Annotated in this window: 17 protein-coding genes; 6 read left to right on the top strand and 11 right to left on the bottom strand. The window is 63.7% G+C overall.

Going from position 1 to position 17,958, the window contains the following annotated elements:
- Window positions 1–28: 28 nt before the first annotated feature.
- On the bottom strand, window positions 29–862 hold the full coding sequence (fghA, locus tag ABSY17_RS06065) for an S-formylglutathione hydrolase (protein WP_378947990.1): 834 nt from the start codon (window positions 860–862) through the stop codon (window positions 29–31).
- A 483-nt stretch (window positions 863–1,345) separates the two neighbouring features.
- Window positions 1,346–1,738: a c-type cytochrome gene (locus ABSY17_RS06060; protein WP_378947987.1), complete on the bottom strand. Its 393-nt coding sequence runs from the start codon at window positions 1,736–1,738 to the stop codon at window positions 1,346–1,348.
- 241 nt (window positions 1,739–1,979) lie between these two features.
- Here ABSY17_RS06060 and ABSY17_RS06055 point away from each other — a divergent pair, with 241 nt between their 5' ends.
- Window positions 1,980–2,885 carry a DUF2189 domain-containing protein gene (locus ABSY17_RS06055; protein ID WP_378947985.1) on the top strand — a complete coding sequence of 302 codons (906 nt, stop codon included), beginning with the start codon at window positions 1,980–1,982 and terminating at the stop codon, window positions 2,883–2,885.
- 87 nt (window positions 2,886–2,972) lie between these two features.
- Here ABSY17_RS06055 and ABSY17_RS06050 read toward each other — a convergent pair whose 3' ends face one another.
- The 7 genes from ABSY17_RS06050 to ABSY17_RS06020 all read right to left on the bottom strand — a co-directional run bounded on the left by ABSY17_RS06050 (window position 2,973) and on the right by ABSY17_RS06020 (window position 8,489).
- Window positions 2,973–3,443 carry an aminoacyl-tRNA deacylase gene (locus ABSY17_RS06050; RefSeq protein ID WP_378947983.1) on the bottom strand — a complete coding sequence of 157 codons (471 nt, stop codon included), beginning with the start codon at window positions 3,441–3,443 and terminating at the stop codon, window positions 2,973–2,975.
- A 93-nt stretch (window positions 3,444–3,536) separates the two neighbouring features.
- A complete protein-coding gene (locus tag ABSY17_RS06045) occupies window positions 3,537–3,920 on the bottom strand; it encodes a cytochrome C oxidase subunit IV family protein (protein ID WP_378947981.1) in 384 nt (127 codons plus the stop codon).
- A gap of 9 nt (window positions 3,921–3,929) precedes the next feature.
- Window positions 3,930–4,652, bottom strand: a complete 723-nt coding sequence (locus ABSY17_RS06040) for a heme-copper oxidase subunit III family protein (protein ID WP_378947978.1) — start codon at window positions 4,650–4,652, stop codon at window positions 3,930–3,932.
- A 12-nt stretch (window positions 4,653–4,664) separates the two neighbouring features.
- Window positions 4,665–5,369 carry a cytochrome c oxidase subunit 3 gene (locus ABSY17_RS06035; RefSeq protein ID WP_378947976.1) on the bottom strand — a complete coding sequence of 235 codons (705 nt, stop codon included), beginning with the start codon at window positions 5,367–5,369 and terminating at the stop codon, window positions 4,665–4,667.
- The gene (ctaD, locus tag ABSY17_RS06030) at window positions 5,366–7,138 is read right to left on the bottom strand and encodes a cytochrome c oxidase subunit I (RefSeq protein ID WP_378947974.1); all 1,773 of its coding nucleotides are present in this window, start codon (window positions 7,136–7,138) and stop codon (window positions 5,366–5,368) included. Before ctaD ends, ABSY17_RS06035 begins: the two co-directional genes overlap by 4 nt.
- 74 nt (window positions 7,139–7,212) lie before the next feature.
- Entirely contained in the window at window positions 7,213–8,052 is an 840-nt protein-coding gene (locus ABSY17_RS06025) for a cytochrome c oxidase subunit II (protein ID WP_378947972.1), read from the bottom strand.
- 239 nt (window positions 8,053–8,291) lie between these two features.
- A complete protein-coding gene (locus tag ABSY17_RS06020) occupies window positions 8,292–8,489 on the bottom strand; it encodes a heavy-metal-associated domain-containing protein (protein WP_378947970.1) in 198 nt (65 codons plus the stop codon).
- Between the two features lie 269 nt (window positions 8,490–8,758).
- On the opposite strand from ABSY17_RS06020, the gene ABSY17_RS06015 reads away from it, so the two are divergent.
- From ABSY17_RS06015 to ABSY17_RS05995, 5 genes are all read left to right on the top strand, one after another.
- On the top strand, window positions 8,759–11,290 hold the full coding sequence (locus ABSY17_RS06015) for a heavy metal translocating P-type ATPase (RefSeq protein WP_378952459.1): 2,532 nt from the start codon (window positions 8,759–8,761) through the stop codon (window positions 11,288–11,290).
- Window positions 11,291–11,367: 77 nt separating this feature from the next.
- Window positions 11,368–11,829 carry a hypothetical protein gene (locus tag ABSY17_RS06010; protein WP_378947968.1) on the top strand — a complete coding sequence of 154 codons (462 nt, stop codon included), beginning with the start codon at window positions 11,368–11,370 and terminating at the stop codon, window positions 11,827–11,829.
- A 71-nt stretch (window positions 11,830–11,900) separates the two neighbouring features.
- Window positions 11,901–13,400 carry a multicopper oxidase family protein gene (locus tag ABSY17_RS06005; RefSeq protein ID WP_378947965.1) on the top strand — a complete coding sequence of 500 codons (1,500 nt, stop codon included), beginning with the start codon at window positions 11,901–11,903 and terminating at the stop codon, window positions 13,398–13,400.
- 165 nt (window positions 13,401–13,565) lie between these two features.
- Window positions 13,566–13,961 carry a Cu(I)-responsive transcriptional regulator gene (cueR, locus tag ABSY17_RS06000; RefSeq protein WP_378947962.1) on the top strand — a complete coding sequence of 132 codons (396 nt, stop codon included), beginning with the start codon at window positions 13,566–13,568 and terminating at the stop codon, window positions 13,959–13,961.
- Between the two features lie 11 nt (window positions 13,962–13,972).
- Complete coding sequence (locus ABSY17_RS05995) at window positions 13,973–14,413, top strand: YqaA family protein (RefSeq protein ID WP_378947959.1); 441 nt, start codon at window positions 13,973–13,975, stop codon at window positions 14,411–14,413.
- Between the two features lie 219 nt (window positions 14,414–14,632).
- On the opposite strand, the gene ABSY17_RS05990 is transcribed toward ABSY17_RS05995, so the two are convergent.
- Together ABSY17_RS05990 and ABSY17_RS05985 are read right to left on the bottom strand one after the other, a co-directional pair.
- Window positions 14,633–15,709, bottom strand: a complete 1,077-nt coding sequence (locus tag ABSY17_RS05990) for an ABC transporter ATP-binding protein (protein ID WP_378947956.1) — start codon at window positions 15,707–15,709, stop codon at window positions 14,633–14,635.
- The gene (locus ABSY17_RS05985; protein ID WP_378947953.1) at window positions 15,709–17,958 is read right to left on the bottom strand and encodes an ABC transporter permease; all 2,250 of its coding nucleotides are present in this window, start codon (window positions 17,956–17,958) and stop codon (window positions 15,709–15,711) included. The genes ABSY17_RS05990 and ABSY17_RS05985 overlap by 1 nt, the downstream gene beginning before the upstream one ends.

Here is a 17,958-nt window from a genome sequence, read left to right as displayed (position 1 = left end):
TCCTGCCGCAGGCGTTGCCGTCTTCGGCTCAGCCGAGACGCTCGGCGTGCCATCTCAAATGATCGTCCATGAAGGTCGAGATGAAGTTGTAGGAATGGTCGTAACCATCCTGCATGCGCAGGGTGAGCGGAATGCCGACCTTCTTGCAGGCCTCTTCCAGAAGCCACGGCCGCAGGCCGTCCTGGAGGAAGCCGTCTGAGGTGCCCTGGTCGACGAGGAATCCGGAGAAGCGGTGGCCGTCTTCGATCAGCAGCGTGGCGTCATAGGCGCGCCAGGACTGCTCGTCGGCGCCGAGATATTTTTCGAGCGCCGGCTTCGACCAGCCCGCCGTCGTCGGCTGGGCAATCGGTGCGAAGGCCGAGCAGCTCTTGAAACGGTCGGGGTTCCTGAGCGCGATGGTCAGCGCGCCGTGGCCGCCCATCGAGTGGCCAAAGATCGCTTGGCGCGACATGTCGGCCGGGAAATTTGCGGCAATCAATGCCGGCAGTTCCTCGGTGAGATAGGAATACATGCGGTAATTCCTGGCGAACGGCTCCTGGGTGGCATCGACATAGAAACCGGCGCCCGAGCCGAACTGCCAGTTGTCCTTTTCGTCAGGAACGGTCTCGCCGCGCGGACTGGTGTCGGGACAGACGACGATCAGCCCGAGTTCGGCCGCCATGCGCCGGTACTCACCCTTGTCCATGACATTGGCGTGGGTGCAGGTCAGCCCCGACAGATACCACAGCACCGGCAGCGGTCCGTCCTTGGCCTGCGGCGGCACGAACACGGCGAAGGTCATGTCGCAAGCGCAGGCCTCGGACGCGTGCGAATAGACACCCTGGACACCGCCATGCGACTTGGACGTGGAAACGACTTTCATCTGCTTTGCCTTCTCGCCGAACACTCTCGGTCCGGCATAGCGGCGAGATGCACGGCCCGCAACCTTGCATCGGTCAATGGTGCCGGCACTGCGGCAATGCCGGGTGAAATGAGGCGGCTGCCAGGGTTCCCCCCGGCAAGCCGCAATTTCCCCGCCAGGAGGCAACAATCGCTAGATGAGTTAAAACCGTCGTCTGCAGTTCGGATGACAGTATCGGTTCGATAAAATATTCGCCGTCAGCCATTTACAACGATGACAATCCGGCCCCCGCATCCCCCTGCGAGACCAGACATATGGCTTACCAGCAGCATTCGACACGTCCGGCGACCACACCACATACCTCAAACGGACTACTGGCCTCGCGATCCAGAGAATTGCGCTGCGGCTGGCACGGCCGCCTACAATTGTCGCATGCACGGCCCGCATCAACAGCGGTGCTTGGCGGGTAGTCTGAAGGGCGCGGCGAAATCCCGTCCCGTTTCGCTACTGCTTGGCCGCGGCCTCCAGATAGGCGATGACATTGGCAATGTCGGTGTCGTCCTTGAGGCCGGCGAATGCCATCTTGTTACCCGGCACCTTTTCCTTCGGCGCCTTGACGTAGGCGGCGATATTGGCCTCGTCCCAGACCAGCCCATCGGCCCCGGCCTTTTTCATGGCGTCGGAATACTTGAAGTCCGAATGCGTGCCTGCCGTGCGGCCGATCACCCCGTGCAGTGAAGGTCCGACCTTGTTCTTGTCGGTCGCAGCTTCGTGGCAGGCCATGCATTTGGTGAAGACCTTCTTCCCGGCATCCGCGTCGCCCGCAGCATGGGCCGCGCCGGATACAAGAAAAGAGGTTGCAAGAAGGGCCGATGCGGCCAAGGCCGTCAATCTCATGGCATTCTCCTCCAAGAGGTCGGCGCAAACCGTCGACGCAGACGATACTACCGCTGCGAGCAGCGACGCGCCATATGCCATTCGATTGCAACTTAAGGAGCCAATGTACCGCGGGGCGACAAACCTATGGATGAATAGTATGATTTGAGCTGGTGCAGGTCGCGGTTTGGCGTGACCAGTCATGCTGGACGGCAGCACCGCGAGCCGCGACCGAACCGAACCCGATCTCGGAGGACAGGTCATGGCAAATTTCCATGTCTACGCAGCAGGCACCGGCAGCGGCGTCGAACATCCCAGTATACGCCGCATAGGCGTAGCCGATGTCTTCGACGCGCTTCGGCTGGGATTTGAGGATTTCTGGGAAAAGCCGTCCCACTATGTGTTTTTGGGCCTCATCTATCCCATCGTCGGTGTGTTCCTGATCACCTGGACCTCCGGCGGCAACGCGCTGCAGTTCATCTATCCGCTGTTGACCGGCTTTGCGCTTCTGGGTCCCGTCGCTGCGATCGGCCTCTACGAAATAAGCCGAAGGCGCGAACAGAACATGGATACGTCCTGGTGGCATGCCCTCGACGTTAGGCACTCGCCCGCCATGCCGGCAATCGTCGTCCTCGGCATCATGCTGATGGCGCTATTCGTGGTCTGGCTGATGACCGCGCATGAACTCTATACCCGGCTCTACGGCGATGCGGTGCCGGCATCGTTCGCTGGCTTCGTCAACGACGTCTTGACCACCCAACGCGGCTGGACCCTGATGATCCTCGGCAATCTGATCGGGCTGCTGTTCGCGCTGACGGCACTCAGCACCACCGTCATTGCCTTCCCACTGCTGCTCGACCGCGACGTCGGTGTCTATGCCGCGGTGGAGACGTCGGCCAGGGCAATGATGCTCAACCCCGTTCCGATGCTGCTGTGGGGCCTGATCGTTGCGGTTTGCTTGCTCGTCGGCGCGCTGCCGCTGCTCGTCGGGCTGGCGGTGGTCCTGCCTGTGCTCGGTCACTCGACCTGGCATCTCTACCGCAAGCTGGTCGAGCCGGCTCCCCTCGTGGTAGTCGCCCCAGCACCAGCCAAAGCTCCCGCCAAGGCCAGAACAGCTGCCAAGGCCCCTGCCACGGCCAAATCCAGAACGCCGCGCAAACGCGCCTGATATGTCCGAACCGGCGGCTCAGAGCTGCCGGCGTCGACCGCAAGCGGTGATGTTTCCCGCCCCACGGAGGGGCGGGATACGGGCCAGCTATGCCGGGTGGCTGAAGCGGGCGACTTGCGCGCCCTGCAACAGGTTGCGGAAATCGCCGCCTGTGACATGGACCAGCGTCTTGTGGTCGCCGGCCTCGAAATAGACGTCGCCGTCGGCGCCGAAGCTCTCGTCGAGAATGACGGGAACGTCATAGGCAGCACCCACAGGCGGCACCGCGCCGATGTCGCAGTCGTTGAACAGTTGCCCGACCTCATCTTCAGTGGCGAGGCCGAGGCGCTTGTCGACCACGTCCTGCAGCGTGTTGAGTTCGAGCCGGTGACTGCTCGGGACAACGGCAAGGGCATAGCCCATCTCATGGTGCAGCAGCACCGATTTGGCGAGCCTTCTGCCGGGGATATGCGCTGCCTGTGCCGTCTGGCTGCTGGTCGAAGTCCGGTGATGGGCAACGGTGTCGTAGTGGATGCCCCTGCCGGCCATGTAGTCTTGGAGTTTTCTTGCGATCGTCATCTCGGGCATCCTTCTGTTGGAGGCGCTGACGCGTCGGAGAACGAGAAGCCTCATTCTCCTCCCATCATTTTCCCTGTCAACGAAGAACGCCGCCTACTGTCCGGTACCGAACGAAAGCAGCCGCGTGAGTTCGGTATAGCGCGACTCGACCACCATGATCGCCACGAAGACCAGCAGCACCAGAGGCGGCACGATGATCGCATAGACGAGCGTCAGCCGTTCCCAGGCCATGTGCATGAAGATGGCGACGATCAGCCCCGCCTTGAGCAGCATGAAGGTGACGATCAGGCTCCATCTGAGCAGCCCCTGAAGGCCGAAATAGTCGACCGCGTAGGAGCAGGCACTGAGGATGAACAGCCAGCCCCAGACCACGAGGTAGAGTCTGATCGGATGCTGCTGTCCCTCGCCATGGGCAACGGGCTGCGCGGCGGCCGCAGTGCCATGCAGGGCGGGATCGTGGGTATCTGCCTGTGCCATCGTTGCACCTTACCAGAGATAGAAGAACGCGAAGATGAACACCCACACCAGGTCGACGAAGTGCCAGTAGAGCCCCATGATCTCGACGCTCTCGTAGCGGCCGCGCCGGCTGGTGAAGAAGCCGGGGGCCCCAGTGTCATAATCGCCGCGCAGAACCTTGCGCGCGGTGATCAGCAGGAAGATCACGCCGATCGTCACATGGGTGCCGTGAAATCCGGTGATCATGAAGAAGGCCGAGCCGAACTGCGCCGCCCCCCATGGGTTGCCCCAGGGGCGCACGCCTTCGCTGATCAGCTTGGTCCATTCGAACGCCTGCATGCCGACGAAGGTCGCGCCCAGCAGCGCCGTCGCAAGCATCAGCGCCGCCGTCTTCTTGCGATCGCGGCGGTAGCCGAAATTGACGGCCATCGCCATCGTGCCGCTCGACGAGATCAGCACGAAGGTCATGATGGCGATGAGCAGCAGCGGGACATCCTGGCCGCCGATATGCAATGCAAACACCTCGGCCGGGTTCGGCCACGGAACGGTCGTCGACATGCGCGCGGTCATGTAGGCGAGCAGGAAGCAACCGAAGATGAAGGTGTCGCTGAGCAGGAAGATCCACATCATGGCCTTGCCCCAGGACACGTTCTTGAAGGCTCGCTGGTCCGATGACCAGTCGGCGATGAAGCCGCGCAGGCCCGAAGGCCGCGGTGCGGCCTGGTCGGAATGTGCCAGGGTGGTCTCAGCCATGCGCTTTCCCTCCTAGGTCAACAGCCTCCGGCAGATGTCGATGAAATCGGCCGCCCAGCCCATGAGCACGGCAAACAGCACCAGCCAGACTGCGAGCAGGCCATGCCAGTACATCGCGCAGAGCTCGCTCGACAGCACGAGCTTGTCCGGCCTGGCGCCGCGCCATGCACGAACATTGGTTCGGCCGAGCGCCACCAGCCCGCCAACAATGTGCAGCCCGTGCAGCGCGGTGAGCAGATAGAAGAAACTGGCGGCCGGGTTTTCGGTGGCGAAATAGCCCGTCGCGGCGAAATCCCGCCAAGCCAGCAATTGTCCGCCCAGGAAGGCGACCGACGTCAATGTCCCGGCAAGCAGCGCCAGGCGGAGATTGTCCAGTTGCCCCTTGTGGGCCGCAACCACGGCGCATTGCAGTGCGGTGCTCGCCAGCACCAGCATGCCGGTATTGAGCCAGAGCAGCCGCGGCATGGGTGCGGGCTGCCAGTCGGCGTAGGCCATGCGCATGAAATAGGCGCTGATGAGCAGCGCAAAGAGCGCACCGATCACCGCGAGGAAGACGCCGAGCCCGATCTTAGCCGGATCGGTGACAGGCGATTCCGTATGGGGAAAGGCGGTGACCGGCCCCACCTCCAGCCATGGCTTGGACATCAGCCGCTGGCGCGCCAGCCACCAGCCGCCGGCGGCCATGATCGCAACGAGAAAGATCAGGATCGCGCTCATGCCGGCCCGCCTCGCGTTATCGGGTACGGGTCGTTCTGCGGGATGAAGTCCTGCGGCGCGCCCGGCACCGAATAGTCATAGGCCCAGCGATAGACCACCGGCAGTTCCTTGCCGAAATTGCCGTGCGGCGGCGGCGTCCCCGCCGTCTGCCATTCGAGCGTGGTGGCCCGCCATGGATTGTCGCCGGCTTCCCTGCCGTGCCGGATGCTCCAGATCAGATTGAACAGGAACACCATCTGCGCGGCCCCCACGACCAGTGCCGCAATGGTGATGAACTCGTTCAGCGTGTGCACCGATGGCGGGATGAAGGCGGTCTCGCCGAGTTCGGGATAGCGCCTGGGCACGCCGACCAGCCCGACATAGTGCATCGGGAAGAAGATCAGGTAGGTGCCGACGAAGGTGACCCAGAAATGCAGCCGCCCCATCGTCTCGTTGAGCATCCGGCCGGTGATCTTGGGATACCAGTGGTAGATCGCGCCGAAGATGACGAGAATGGGTGCAACCCCCATCACCATATGGAAATGGGCGACCACGAACATCGTGTCCGACAGCGGCACGTCGACCACCACATTGCCGAGGAACAGGCCGGTCAGCCCGCCATTGACGAAGGTGACGATGAAGGCGAGCGCAAACAGCATCGGAACGGTCAGGTGGATGTCGCCGCGCCACAGCGTCAGGATCCAGTTGTAGACCTTGATTGCGGTGGGAACGGCGATGATCAGCGTGGTGGTGGCAAAGAAGAAGCCGAAATAAGGATGCATGCCGGAGACATACATGTGGTGCGCCCAGACCAGGAAAGACAGCGCGCCGATGATGACGATCGCCCACACCATCATTCGGTAGCCGAAGATGTTCTTGCGCGCATGCGTGCTGATCAGGTCGGAGACGATACCGAAGGCCGGCAGCGCCACGATGTAGACCTCGGGGTGGCCGAAGAACCAGAACAGGTGCTGGAACATGATCGGGCTGCCGCCGTCATGGGGCAGTTGCGTGCCCATCTCGACGATCGCCGGCATGAAGAAGCTCGAGCCGATCAACCGGTCGAACAGCATCATCACGCAGGCGACGAAAAGTGCCGGGAAAGCAAACAGCGCCATCACCGTGGCGGTGAAGATGCCCCACACGGTCAGCGGCAGGCGCATCAGCGTCATGCCGCGCGTGCGGCCCTGCAGCACGGTGACGACATAGTTGAGCCCGCCCATGGTAAAACCGATGATAAACAGAATCAGTGAAACCAGCATCACGATGATGCCCCAGTCCTGCCCGCCCGGCGTGCCCGAGGTGATGGCCTGCGGCGGATAGAGCGTCCAGCCCGCGCCGGTCGGACCGCCGGGCGCGAAGAAGCCGGCCACCAGCACCAGCACGGCGAGCAGATAGATCCAGTAGCTCAGCATGTTGACATAGGGGAACACCATGTCGCGCGCGCCGACCATCAGCGGGATCAGGTAGTTGCCGAAGCCGCCGAGGAACAGCGCGGTGAGCAGGTAGATGACCATTATCATGCCGTGCATGGTCATGAACTGGTAATAGGCGTCGGGTGTGATGAAGGAGAAGGTGTCGGGAAAGCCGAGCTTCAGCCGCATCAGCCAGGACAGCACCAGCGCCACCAGCCCGATCGCCATAGCCGTGCCGGCATATTGGATGGCGATGACCTTGGCGTCCTGCGAGAAGACATATTTCGTCCACCAGCTGTGCGGGTGGTATAGCTCGGCCTCCGCCACTTCGGCCGGCGGAATGAGCTCTGCTCCCTGAGGCGTGATATCGGTCATCCATCCACCCCTTGCTGCTTTTGTTCTTTGCGGTCGGCGCCAGTCGTTTGCCAAGCCCGGCCGCTGGCATCTTTCTATCTCGGCGCCGCACTCGCCGGTTCGACAAGCGCCCCGAGTGTCGCGGGCGCCGTCAGTTGGGCGAAGGTCCGCTGCTGCTGCAGCCAGGCCGTATAGTTCTGCTCGTCATCGACCTTGACCACGCCACGCATGAAGGCGTGGCCGACGCCACAAAGTTCGGCGCACAACACCTCGAAGTCCCCGGTCCGCGTCGGCGTGAACCAGAAATAGGTGACCATGCCGGGCACCATGTCCATCCGGGCACGGAATTCGGGGACGTAGAAATCATGCAGCACGTCGATCGAGCGCAGCAGCATCTTGACCGGCTTGCCAACCGGCAGGTGCAGGTCGGCCGCCTCGACCACGACGTCGTCCTTGCTGTTGGGGTCGTCGGGATTAATGCCCAAGGGATTGTCGGTACTGACCAGCCGGGCGTTCGAGGTGCCGAGCTTGCCGTCGGCGCCAGGCAGGCGGTAGCTCCACTGCCATTGTTGGGCGACGACTTCGACCTCGGTCGCGTCGTTTGGAACGGTGATAAAACGGCTCCAGACGAAAAGCCCCGGCGCCAGCATCGCCGTCACGCCCAGCGCCGTCACCACGGTCAGCCAGGATTCGAGCCTGCGGTTCTCGGGTTCATAGGCAGCCCTTGCCCCTTCCTTGTGGCGGAAGCGATAGACGCAATATGCCATGAACAGGATAACGGCGGTGAAGACCGCGCCGGTGATCCAGAATGTGATGACAAGGGTATTGTCGATATAGCTCCAGTTGGAAGCTATCGGCGTCCACCACCAGGGGCTCAGCACATGAAACAGCACCGAGCCGACGACGATCAGAACGAGCACGAGCGCTAACGCCATCCTCCGTCCCTCCGGCATTCCGGGTACGTTGCCCCGCGAAGCCGGGTGCATCATAGCTTGAAATGCCGGCGAAATACTAGTGGAACGGCAAAGGTGACGCTGCGTCACTTTTGCGAGGCCGATCAGGCCCGCGCGCAACACTTGGCGGTCGCGGCAATCTTCTTAGGCCCGAATGCAATGGGCGATGCGGCGAGCCGGGGCCCGTCGCATCGCCCATAGGGTAGGTGTTGGCCTGCGGCTCAGACAGCCTGCGCGGGATAGCCTGCCGTGTCGAGCGCCTGGGCCACCTTGGCGGCATCGGCCGTGGTCTCGATCGAGACGGTCTGCGACTTGAGGTCGATGTCGACACGCGCGCCGGCGTCGACGCTCTGCACCGCCTTGGTCACCACACCGGCGCAATGGCCACAGGTCATATCGGGAACATTCAGTTTCAGCATTTCAGATCCTCTTTTCCGGTCGGCATTTCACCGTTCCCGCAATGTGGTGTTTCCAGCAACTGGAAGGTCAAACATTTTCCGATCACGGATATGTTACCGCGATTTTGCCCAGCCCATCAAGTGCGCGAGAGGCCGGATATCTGGACTTTTCGCAATCTTTTCAGATGGTTGACCGCAAGATCGAAAAATCGCAAAAATCCTGTTGACCTTCCAGAAGCTGGAAGCCTTAGACCTCGATCCAAAGAATGATGGAATAGAGGTCCATGACCATGAACGCTCCCGTGACCCCGCCCATGGCGGCCGGCGCCATCCGGCAAAGCTTCCCGATCGAAGGCATGACCTGCGCTTCCTGCGTGCGCCGGGTCGAAAAAGCCATCACCGCCGTGCCGGGCGTGAAATCCGCCGCCGTCAACCTTGCCACCGAAAGCGCCGATGTCGCCTTCGCCGGTACCGCCGATGCCGGCGCGGTCATCGCCGCCATCAATAGGGCCGGCTACGAGGTATCAGTCGAAAGGATGGAGATCGAGATCGAGGGCATGACCTGCGCCTCCTGTGTCCGTCGCGTCGAGCTTGCCATCGGCAAGGTGCCCGGCGTCAAGGCGGCCTCCGTCAACCTCGCCACCGAACGCGCCACCGTCGAAACCCTTGCCGGCACGCCGCGCACCGCGATCGACGCCGCCATCCGCAAGGCCGGCTACGAGCCGCGCCGCAGCGAGGCAGCAGCCACGGGCGCTGCCGACAGCCGCGAGGAGGCCCGCAACCGCGAGTTCGCCAATCTCAAGCGCGACCTCGCCATCGCCGCAACGCTGACCCTGCCGATCTTCGTGCTCGAAATGGGCTCGCATGCGTTCCCGTCCCTGCACCACTGGCTGCACATGAACATCGGCCAGCAGCCGCTCTACATCGCCTTCTTCGTACTGGCGACCATTGTCCAGTTCGGCCCCGGCCTGCGCTTCTACAAGAAGGGTGTGCCGGCCTTGCTGCGGTTCGCCCCCGACATGAACTCGCTGGTCGTGCTCGGTTCGAGCGCCGCCTGGGCCTATTCGGTCGTCGCCACCTTCGCCCCCGGCGTTCTGCCTGACGGCACCGCCAACGTCTATTACGAGGCGTCCGCAGTCATCATCACGCTGATCCTGCTCGGCCGCATGCTCGAGGCCAAGGCCAAGGGCCGTACCAGCGAGGCGATCAAGCGGCTGATGGGCCTGCAGGCCAAGTCCGCCCGCGTCGAACGCAACGGGCAGTTTGTCGACGTCGCCCTTGAAGAGGTCGTCGCCGGCGAAGTGATACAGGTGCGCCCCGGCGACAAGGTGCCGGTCGACGGCACAGTGCTTTCCGGTTCCTCCTTCGTCGACGAATCCATGATTTCGGGCGAACCCATCCCGGTCAGCAAGGGCGAAGGTGCGGAGGTCGTCGGCGGCACCATCAACAAGACAGGCAGCTTCACCTACCGCGCCACCAAGGTCGGTGCTGATACGCTGCTGGCCCAGATCATCCGCATGGTCGAGAACGCACAAGGCTCGAAACTGCCGATCCAGGCGCTGGTCGACAAGGTCACGTCATGGTTCGTGCCCGCCGTCATGGCCGCCGCCGCGCTGACCTTCGCGGTCTGGCTGTTCTTCGGCCCCGAGCCGGCCGTCACCTTCGCGCTGGTCAATGCGGTCGCCGTGCTGATTATCGCCTGCCCCTGCGCCATGGGCCTCGCCACGCCGACCTCGATCATGGTCGGCACCGGGCGCGCCGCCGAACTCGGCGTGCTGTTCCGCAATGGCGAAGCACTGCAGTCGCTGAAGGCAATCGAGGTCGTGGCGCTGGACAAGACCGGCACGCTGACCCAGGGCAAGCCGGTGCTGACCGACCTTGAAGTCGCAGAGGGCTTCGACCGCGCCACGGTTCTCACCCTCGTCGCGGCTGTCGAGGCCCAGTCCGAGCATCCCGTCGCCGCGGCCATCGTTGCTGCCGCGAAGGAGGAAGGGCTCGCCGTCAATGAAGCCGGTGCCTTCGAGGCCGTGCCAGGCTTCGGCGTCAGCGCCAGCGTCGGCCAGCACCGCATCGCCGTCGGCGCCGACCGCTACATGGAAAAGCTCGGCATCTCCGTGCAGGCCTTCGCCGAGACGGCAGGTAGCATGGGGCGCGAAGCCAAGACTCCGCTCTATGCCGCCATCGACGGAAAGCTCGCCGCAGCGATTGCCGTATCCGACCCGGTCAAGCCGACGACGCCGCAGGCGATCCGCGCCCTGCACGACATGGGGCTGAAGGTCGCCATGATCACCGGCGACAACCGCCGCACGGCAGAGGCGATCGCCGCCCGGCTCGGCATCGACGAGGTGGTGGCCGAAGTCCTGCCCGACGGCAAGGTCGAGGCGATCAAGCGGCTGCGCGCCGGTGGCCGCGCGGTGACCTTCGTCGGCGACGGCATCAACGATGCGCCCGCGCTCGCCGAGGCCGATGTCGGGGTGGCCATCGGCACCGGCACCGACGTTGCCATCGAAAGTGCCGATGTGGTGCTGATGTCGGGCGACCTTCTCGGCGTAACCAATGCAATCGCGCTGTCGAAGGCGACGATCGCCAACATCAGGCAGAACCTGTTCTGGGCGTTTGCCTACAATGCGGCCCTCATCCCGGTCGCGGCCGGCGTGCTCTACCCGTTCAACGGGACGTTGCTGTCGCCGATGCTGGCCGCCGGTGCCATGTCGCTGTCTAGCGTCTTCGTGCTCGGCAACGCGATGCGGCTCAAGCGTTTCCAGGCACCAGCCCGGGCGACGGCAGCCACCGTTGCGCCGTCGCTGGCCCCGGCCGAGTAACATTTTCGGCCCGCCGTTTCAGGCGGGCCGTTCCCCACAAACCGGCTTGACCTTCCAGCGGGTGGAAGCAGCATAAGATGGCCATGCAGTCGAAGCATCGATTCTTCCCACGCGCTGGCGCGGCATTGCCATTGGGCATGCGGCGTGCCGTGGCGGTGCTTTGCTCGCCGCTTTCCTTTTCGCGTGCAGCCCTGCGCCTGCTGATGCCGGCGCTTTTGATGTTTTTCATCGCATTCGGTCAGGCCGCTTCGGCTCATCCCGCTGGTGGCCAGCATCAGTCTCATGCCAGCCAGGCGCACGCAAACGAAACAGTCCCGCACCATGGCAATGCCGACATCGCCTGCTGCGGCGACATGGGCCAGGACGAAGCCGACAGGGCCTGTCTTGCCCAATGCCTCGCTGCTTGCGGCTATTGCGCGCCTCTGCCGCTGTCGGCGGCCCTTCCGGTCAAGACGGACAGCCATCCTTCACCACACAAATACGCCGTGCTGCATGGAGCGATCGCAGCGCCACATCCCCGACCACCGTCGATCTCCTGAACTGACAAGCGCCGTTTGGCGCCCGATCCGGCTCGCTGGCCGGACCCTTTTCAGTTTTGGAGACCATTGTGATGAAAACTCTTTCACGCCGCCGCTTCATTGCGGCATCCGCGGCCACGCTTTCGCTCGCAGCCGCTCCTTCCTTGCTAATTCCTCGCCCCGCGCGCGCCGACAGCCATAAGGTCATTGCGGCCGGCAAGCGCGTCATCGAGGTCAAGGGCAAGGCCGCCAATGTCTTCGGCCTGACCCAGGCCGACGGCACGTCGGGTCTCGTCATGAATGCCGGCGAGAACTTCCGCGTCAGGCTGAAAAACCTCATCGGCGAACCGACCGTCATCCACTGGCACGGCCTCACCCCGCCATGGCAGCAGGATGGTGTTGACGGCATCTCGCAGGACCCGATCCCCGACGGCGGCAGCCACGACTACGACTTCCCGGTCACACGGCCGGGCACCTTCTGGATGCACTCGCATTTCGGCCTGCAGGAGCAGCTGATGCTCGCCGCCCCGCTGATCGTGCGCGACCCGGCCGAGGCCGGCCAGGACGTGCAGGAGGTGGTGGTGCTGTTCCACGACTTCACCTTCCGCGACCCGCAGGAAATCCTCGCCGAGCTCAAGGGCGGCGGTCACGACATGAGTGCAATGCAGATGCCGGCCTCCGGTCACGCAGGCCATGACATGTCCGGCATGGCGGGTGGCCAGATGGACCACGGCAGCATGGGCCATGGCTCAATGAACATGGGCGGCCAAATGGGTGCAATGGCCCACCTGCAGGACGTGCAATACGACGCCCTGCTCGCCAACGACCGCACGCTCGACGACCCTGAGGTCTTCGCCGTCGAGCCGGGCGGGCGCGTCCGCCTGCGTCTGATCAATGGTGCGGCCAGCACCAACATGTGGGTCGATCTTGGCCAGCTCTCGGGCCAGCTCATTGCCGTCGACGGCATGCCGGTCGAGCCGGTCCAAGGCTCGCGCTTCGAGTTCGCCGCGGCCCAGCGCCTGGACATTATGCTCGACCTGCCAAAAGAAGCCTCCGCCTGGCCCGTCTTCGCCGTGCAGGAAGGCGGACGCATGCGCACCGGCGTGGTGCTTGCCGCCAAGGGCGCGAATGTCGGCAAGTTCGCCGATATGGCCGACGAGGATTTTCCCGCCGTCGGTTTCGATCTGGAGCGAAGGCTGCGGGCGGAAAAGCCGCTCGCCGACAGACAGGCCACGCGCCAGCACACCATGATGCTGGGCGAAGGTCCAAACTACGCCTGGACGCTCGACGACTCTGTTCACGGCTCCGACACGCCGCTGGCGGTGAAGAGCGGCGACCGCTTCGAGCTGACCTTCATGAACCACACCACCATGTCGCACCCCATGCATCTGCACGGCCACCACTTCCAGGTCGTCGCGATCAACGGCCGGCGCTTTGCCGGGGCCATGCGCGACACGGTGGTGGTACCGGCCAACATGGGCATGGTGACCATCGCCTTCGACGCTGACAATGCCGGCAAGTGGGCGCTGCACTGCCACCACCTCTACCACATGGCCGGCGGCATGATGACGTCGATGGCCTACGAGGCGTGATCAGATCAAGGCCGGGACGGCACCAGCCGTCCCGGCGATCACGATTTTCACTAGCGCCCTTGAACTTCCAGTAACTGGAAGCTTTATATGGGGAGAAGTTCGCTCTTGAGCGCCGCGCGCCGAATGGATGCACGCAGGCGAATCGAAGATGCCGAGGAGTGACTGATGAACATTGGAACCGCATCGGAAAAATCGGGCCTGCCAGCCAAGACGATACGTTATTACGAAGACATCGGCCTGCTGAGCCCCGACCGCGCCGGCAATGGCTATCGCGACTATTCGATGTCCGACGTGCACCGCCTGCGCTTTCTGCAGCGCTCGCGCAGCCTCGGCTTCTCGGTCGAGGAATGCCGGCAACTGCTGTCGCTCTATGGCGACAAGGCGCGCGAGAGCGCCGACGTCAAGGCGATCGCCGAGACCAAGCTGGTCGAGATCGACCGCAAGCTCGCTGAGCTTACCGAACTGCGCAACACGCTGCGCCACCTGGTCCATAACTGCCATGGCGACACCCGGCCCGACTGCCCGATCATCGACGGGCTCGCTGGTAAATTGCAGCAGTAAGCAGTTCCCTGATGACCAGCCTTGCCGCCTATGGCGGTCTCTTCGTCGCGGCATTCGCGGCCGCGACGCTTTTGCCAGCGCAGTCGGAAGCGCTGCTCGCCGGGCTGATCCTCAACGGCGGCTATTCACTGGCAATCCTCATCCTTGTCGCCACCGTCGGCAACGTGTTGGGATCGTGGGTCAACTGGCTGCTCGGCCGCCAGGTCGAGCGCTTCAAGGACCGCCGCTGGTTTCCCGCCAACCCGGCCGCGCTTGAGCGCGCCGAAAACTGGTACCGGCGCTACGGCCGCTGGTCGCTGCTGCTGTCCTGGGTGCCGATCATCGGCGACCCGCTGACGCTGATCGCCGGCACGCTGAAGGAGCCGCTGTGGAGCTTTTTGGCACTCGTCGGCTCGGCCAAGCTGGTACGCTACCTGGCCGTTGCGGCGGCAGCACAGAGTTTCGTTTCATAGGGCGAGAATGCGGTCGTGCGTCCTTCGACAAGCTCAGGATGAGGACCGTAAGCGCAATCGCTATCTCTTCGAAACTCGCGATGTGAACGCCAACCGTGCGGACGCCCACGCCCCTCATCCTGAGCTTGTCGAAGGACGCACGACCAAGCAACCTCACCTCAGCAGCGCCCCGCCCCCGATGGCGGCAACCGGATGATAAGCAGCGCGAGCGCCGCGCCCCTACCCCCTGATCAGCACCGGCCCGCGCGCGGCAAAACCGATGCCAACCTCCTGCCCAGGCACGAACGGCGCATCAACATCGGGTGAGACGGCAAACACCTCGCCGAATTCGGTGCCGACCATGAATTCGAGGTCGGACCCGACATAGGTCACCTTGTCGAGCCGGCCGGGAATGGTGCTCGGTGCGCCTGCCGGACGGATCTGGATTCGGCTCGGCCGCACCGCCAGCTTCGCCGCCCCCGGCTTCATGCCGCGCGCGTCGAGCTGTGTCTCGAAACCGCCTAGCCGCACATTGGCCATGCCGCCCGCCACCGACGAAATCTCGCAGTCAAAAATGTTGGCTTCGCCGATGAAGTCGGCGACGAAAGCATCGGCCGGCGCATCGTAAAGCTCGCGCGGCGTGCCGTCCTGCGCGATCACCGCATTGTTCATGACGATGATGCGGTCGGAGACGGCAAGTGCCTCTTCCTGATCGTGAGTGACATAGACGACGGTCAGGCCGAGCTTGGTCTGGATGTCGCGAATTTCCTCGCGCACACGCCGCCTCAGCTTGGCGTCGAGGTTGGACAGCGGCTCGTCGAACAACAGCACCTGCGGCTCGAGCACCAGCGCGCGCGCCACGGCCACGCGCTGCTGCTGGCCGCCGGAAAGCTCGCTCGGCAAGCGATTGCCGTAGCCGGAGAGCCCGACCAGCTCCAGCCCGGCGCGGGCACGCTCACCGATCTCTTTCTTGGCGAAACCGGAGAATTTCAGGCCGTACTCGACGTTTTCGTTGACCGTCATATGCGGAAACAGTGCATAGGACTGGAACACCATCGACACGTCGCGATCCGTCGCCGGCAGGTGCGTGACATCCGCCCCGCCGATCAGGATTCTTCCACGCGTCGCCATTTCCAGCCCGGCGATCATGCGCAGCGTCGTGGTCTTGCCGCAGCCGGAGGGCCCGAGCAGCGTCACCAGCTTGCCCGCCTCGACTGATAGCGAGACGTTGTTGACCGCCGGCACCGGGCTCTTGCCGTAGATCTTGGTGACGTCCTTGAACTCCACCGAAGCAGCGTTACTCTTGATCTCGGCCATCAGCCACCTCCCGAAAATGCCGACTGGCTCACATTCGTGCGCGACTGTGTCAGTCCGCGCCGGCCGATGTTGCGCCGGCCGACCAGGAACTGCATCAGCCCGACCACCGCCAGCATGACGCCGATCAGCACCGTCGAATAAGCGATCGCGATGCCGTATTCGTTGTTCTCGACGCGGCCGACGATGTAGCTGGTCGACATGTCGTAGCGAGCGCTGACCAGGAAGATGATCGCGCTGATCGCGGTCATGGCACGCACGAAGGAATAGACCAGTGCTGCCACGATCGCCGGCCGGAGCAGCGGCAGCACCACCCTGCGAAAGGTCTGCCAGGAATTGGCGCCGAGCGTCAGCGACGACTCGTCCAGGCTCCTGTCGATCTGCGACATCGAGGCCACCCCTGCCCGCACCCCCACCGGCATGTTGCGGAAGATGAAGGACAGAACGAGGATGATGCCGGTGCCGGTCAGCTCGATCGGCGGCACGTTGAAGGCGATGACATAGCTCACGCCGATCACCGTGCCGGGAATGGCAAACGACAGCATCGTGCCGAACTCGAAGGCGTTCTTGCCGGCAAAACTCTGCCGCACCAAGAGATACGCGGTGAGTAGCCCGATCGCCGCCGTCAGCGGCGAGGAAATCAGCGCGATCTTCAGCGTCGTCCAGAATGAACTCCAGGCCGAGCCCTTCCAGTGGATGCCGAACTCGTTCCAGCCGACCGCAAAGGCCTTTACGTAGTGGGCGACGGTCAGGCTGTGGTCGACGCCCCAGAGCTTGACGAAGCTGCCATAGAAGATGGTGGCATAGACGAAGATGGTGAAGGCGACCCAGAAGCCGGCGATGCCGTAGACGGCGCGCCTGAGCCCGACGGGCAGTTGCGGATGCACACCCGCATCGCCCTTGCCCGACAGCGTCGTGTAGGACTTCTTGCCGAGCCAGAAGCGCTGCGCATAGAAGGCGACCAGCGTGAAGGCGAGCAGCACCAGCGCCAGGATCGCGGCCTGCGCCTCGTCATTCTGCGCGCCGACGATGGCGAAGAAGATCTCGGTCGACAGCACGTCGAAATTGCCGCCGAGCACCAGCGGGTTGCCGAAATCGGCCATGCTTTCGATGAAGCCGAGCAGGAAGGCGTTGGCGAGGCCCGGCCGCATCAGCGGCAGCGAGACCGTCCAGAAGGTCTGCCAGCGATTGGCGCGCAGGGTCTGCGCCGCCTCCTCCATCGACGGGCTGACGCCTTCGACGACGCCGATCAGTACCAGAAAGGCGATCGGCGTGAAGGCCAGCAGCTGGGCGATCAGCAGGCCCGGCAAGCCATAGATCCAACGCGTCGGCTGGATGCCGAACAGCTCCGAAAATGTCTGCGTGACCGCGCCCGACAGGCCGAACAGCAAGATGATGGCGAGGCCGATGACGAATGGCGGGGTGATGATCGGCAGCACCGTCAACGCCCGCAAAAGCTTGCCGTGCCGGAAGCCGGTGCGGGTCACCACCAGCGCAAAGACCAGTCCGAGCAGCGTGGTCAGCACGCCCACGAGAACGGCCAGGAACAGTGAATTCCAGGCGACGCCGCAGCGGCTGCCGCCGAAGAGGCAGTCGAGACCCCACAGCCGCGTGCTGAACAGTTTGCCCAGGAAAGCACCGAGGGAATAGCTGCCGTCAGCCATTTGCAAGGCATTGGCCAGCATCTGCAGGATCGGCATGAAGATGAACAGCCCGACCGCCGCCACCACAAAGGCGATGGTCGAGACCACGAAGACGTCGCCGCCGACAGCACCTCGCGCGGCAAGGCCAAGCGAGAACAGGAACAGGAAGGCCAGGCCGACGAGCAATGCGCCATAGCCCATGCCGAACTGGCGGTCGCCGAGATCGCCGAACAAGGCCTGCAGCCAGCCGAACTGCCAGCCGCGAAGGCCGATGGCAAAACCCTGGAACAGTAGCCAGGCGAAGCCTACGGCGCCAATGGCGACGAGCAGTTTGCCGAACAGCGGATCGGATTTCTTCCGCCCCCACAAGAGCAGCGGCGCGGCAAGAAGCAGGCCGAGCGGCGCCAGCCAGAGCTTCTCACCCTTGAGGTTGAGGATCAGCGCGGGCGCGAACTCGCTGTCGAGCGGATAGCCCTCAAACAGCCAGGAAAAGCCGAAGAACCCGTCCTCGACGCCGAACCATGGGAGTACGGCAAAGCCGAACCATCCGACCGCCATCCAAAGAATGACGGTCGGATGCAGGCCGCCGCTGAAGTCGCGGGAGCGCAT

It is taken from the genome of Mesorhizobium sp. ANAO-SY3R2 (assembly GCF_042466635.1).
Taxonomy (GTDB): domain Bacteria; phylum Pseudomonadota; class Alphaproteobacteria; order Rhizobiales; family Rhizobiaceae; genus Aminobacter.
The sequence above is the reverse complement of the archived record's forward strand: the minus strand, read 5'-3'. Positions and strand labels throughout refer to the sequence as shown.

Bases quoted from the DNA above. Each gene is read 5' to 3' on its own strand.
- fghA (WP_378947990.1), bottom strand. From the start codon at position 862: ATGAAAGTCGTTTCCACGTCCAAGTCGCATGGCGGTGTCCAGGGTGTC.
- ABSY17_RS06060 (WP_378947987.1), bottom strand. From the start codon at position 1,738: ATGAGATTGACGGCCTTGGCCGCATCGGCCCTTCTTGCAACCTCTTTT.
- ABSY17_RS06055 (WP_378947985.1), top strand. From the start codon at position 1,980: ATGGCAAATTTCCATGTCTACGCAGCAGGCACCGGCAGCGGCGTCGAA.
- ABSY17_RS06050 (WP_378947983.1), bottom strand. From the start codon at position 3,443: ATGACGATCGCAAGAAAACTCCAAGACTACATGGCCGGCAGGGGCATC.
- ABSY17_RS06045 (WP_378947981.1), bottom strand. From the start codon at position 3,920: ATGGCACAGGCAGATACCCACGATCCCGCCCTGCATGGCACTGCGGCC.
- ABSY17_RS06040 (WP_378947978.1), bottom strand. From the start codon at position 4,652: ATGGCTGAGACCACCCTGGCACATTCCGACCAGGCCGCACCGCGGCCT.
- ABSY17_RS06035 (WP_378947976.1), bottom strand. From the start codon at position 5,369: ATGAGCGCGATCCTGATCTTTCTCGTTGCGATCATGGCCGCCGGCGGC.
- ctaD (WP_378947974.1), bottom strand. From the start codon at position 7,138: ATGACCGATATCACGCCTCAGGGAGCAGAGCTCATTCCGCCGGCCGAA.
- ABSY17_RS06025 (WP_378947972.1), bottom strand. From the start codon at position 8,052: ATGGCGTTAGCGCTCGTGCTCGTTCTGATCGTCGTCGGCTCGGTGCTG.
- ABSY17_RS06020 (WP_378947970.1), bottom strand. From the start codon at position 8,489: ATGCTGAAACTGAATGTTCCCGATATGACCTGTGGCCATTGCGCCGGT.
- ABSY17_RS06015 (WP_378952459.1), top strand. From the start codon at position 8,759: ATGAACGCTCCCGTGACCCCGCCCATGGCGGCCGGCGCCATCCGGCAA.
- ABSY17_RS06010 (WP_378947968.1), top strand. From the start codon at position 11,368: ATGGCCATGCAGTCGAAGCATCGATTCTTCCCACGCGCTGGCGCGGCA.
- ABSY17_RS06005 (WP_378947965.1), top strand. From the start codon at position 11,901: ATGAAAACTCTTTCACGCCGCCGCTTCATTGCGGCATCCGCGGCCACG.
- cueR (WP_378947962.1), top strand. From the start codon at position 13,566: ATGAACATTGGAACCGCATCGGAAAAATCGGGCCTGCCAGCCAAGACG.
- ABSY17_RS05995 (WP_378947959.1), top strand. From the start codon at position 13,973: ATGACCAGCCTTGCCGCCTATGGCGGTCTCTTCGTCGCGGCATTCGCG.
- ABSY17_RS05990 (WP_378947956.1), bottom strand. From the start codon at position 15,709: ATGGCCGAGATCAAGAGTAACGCTGCTTCGGTGGAGTTCAAGGACGTC.
- ABSY17_RS05985 (WP_378947953.1), bottom strand. From the start codon at position 17,958: ATGCGCTCCCGCGACTTCAGCGGCGGCCTGCATCCGACCGTCATTCTT.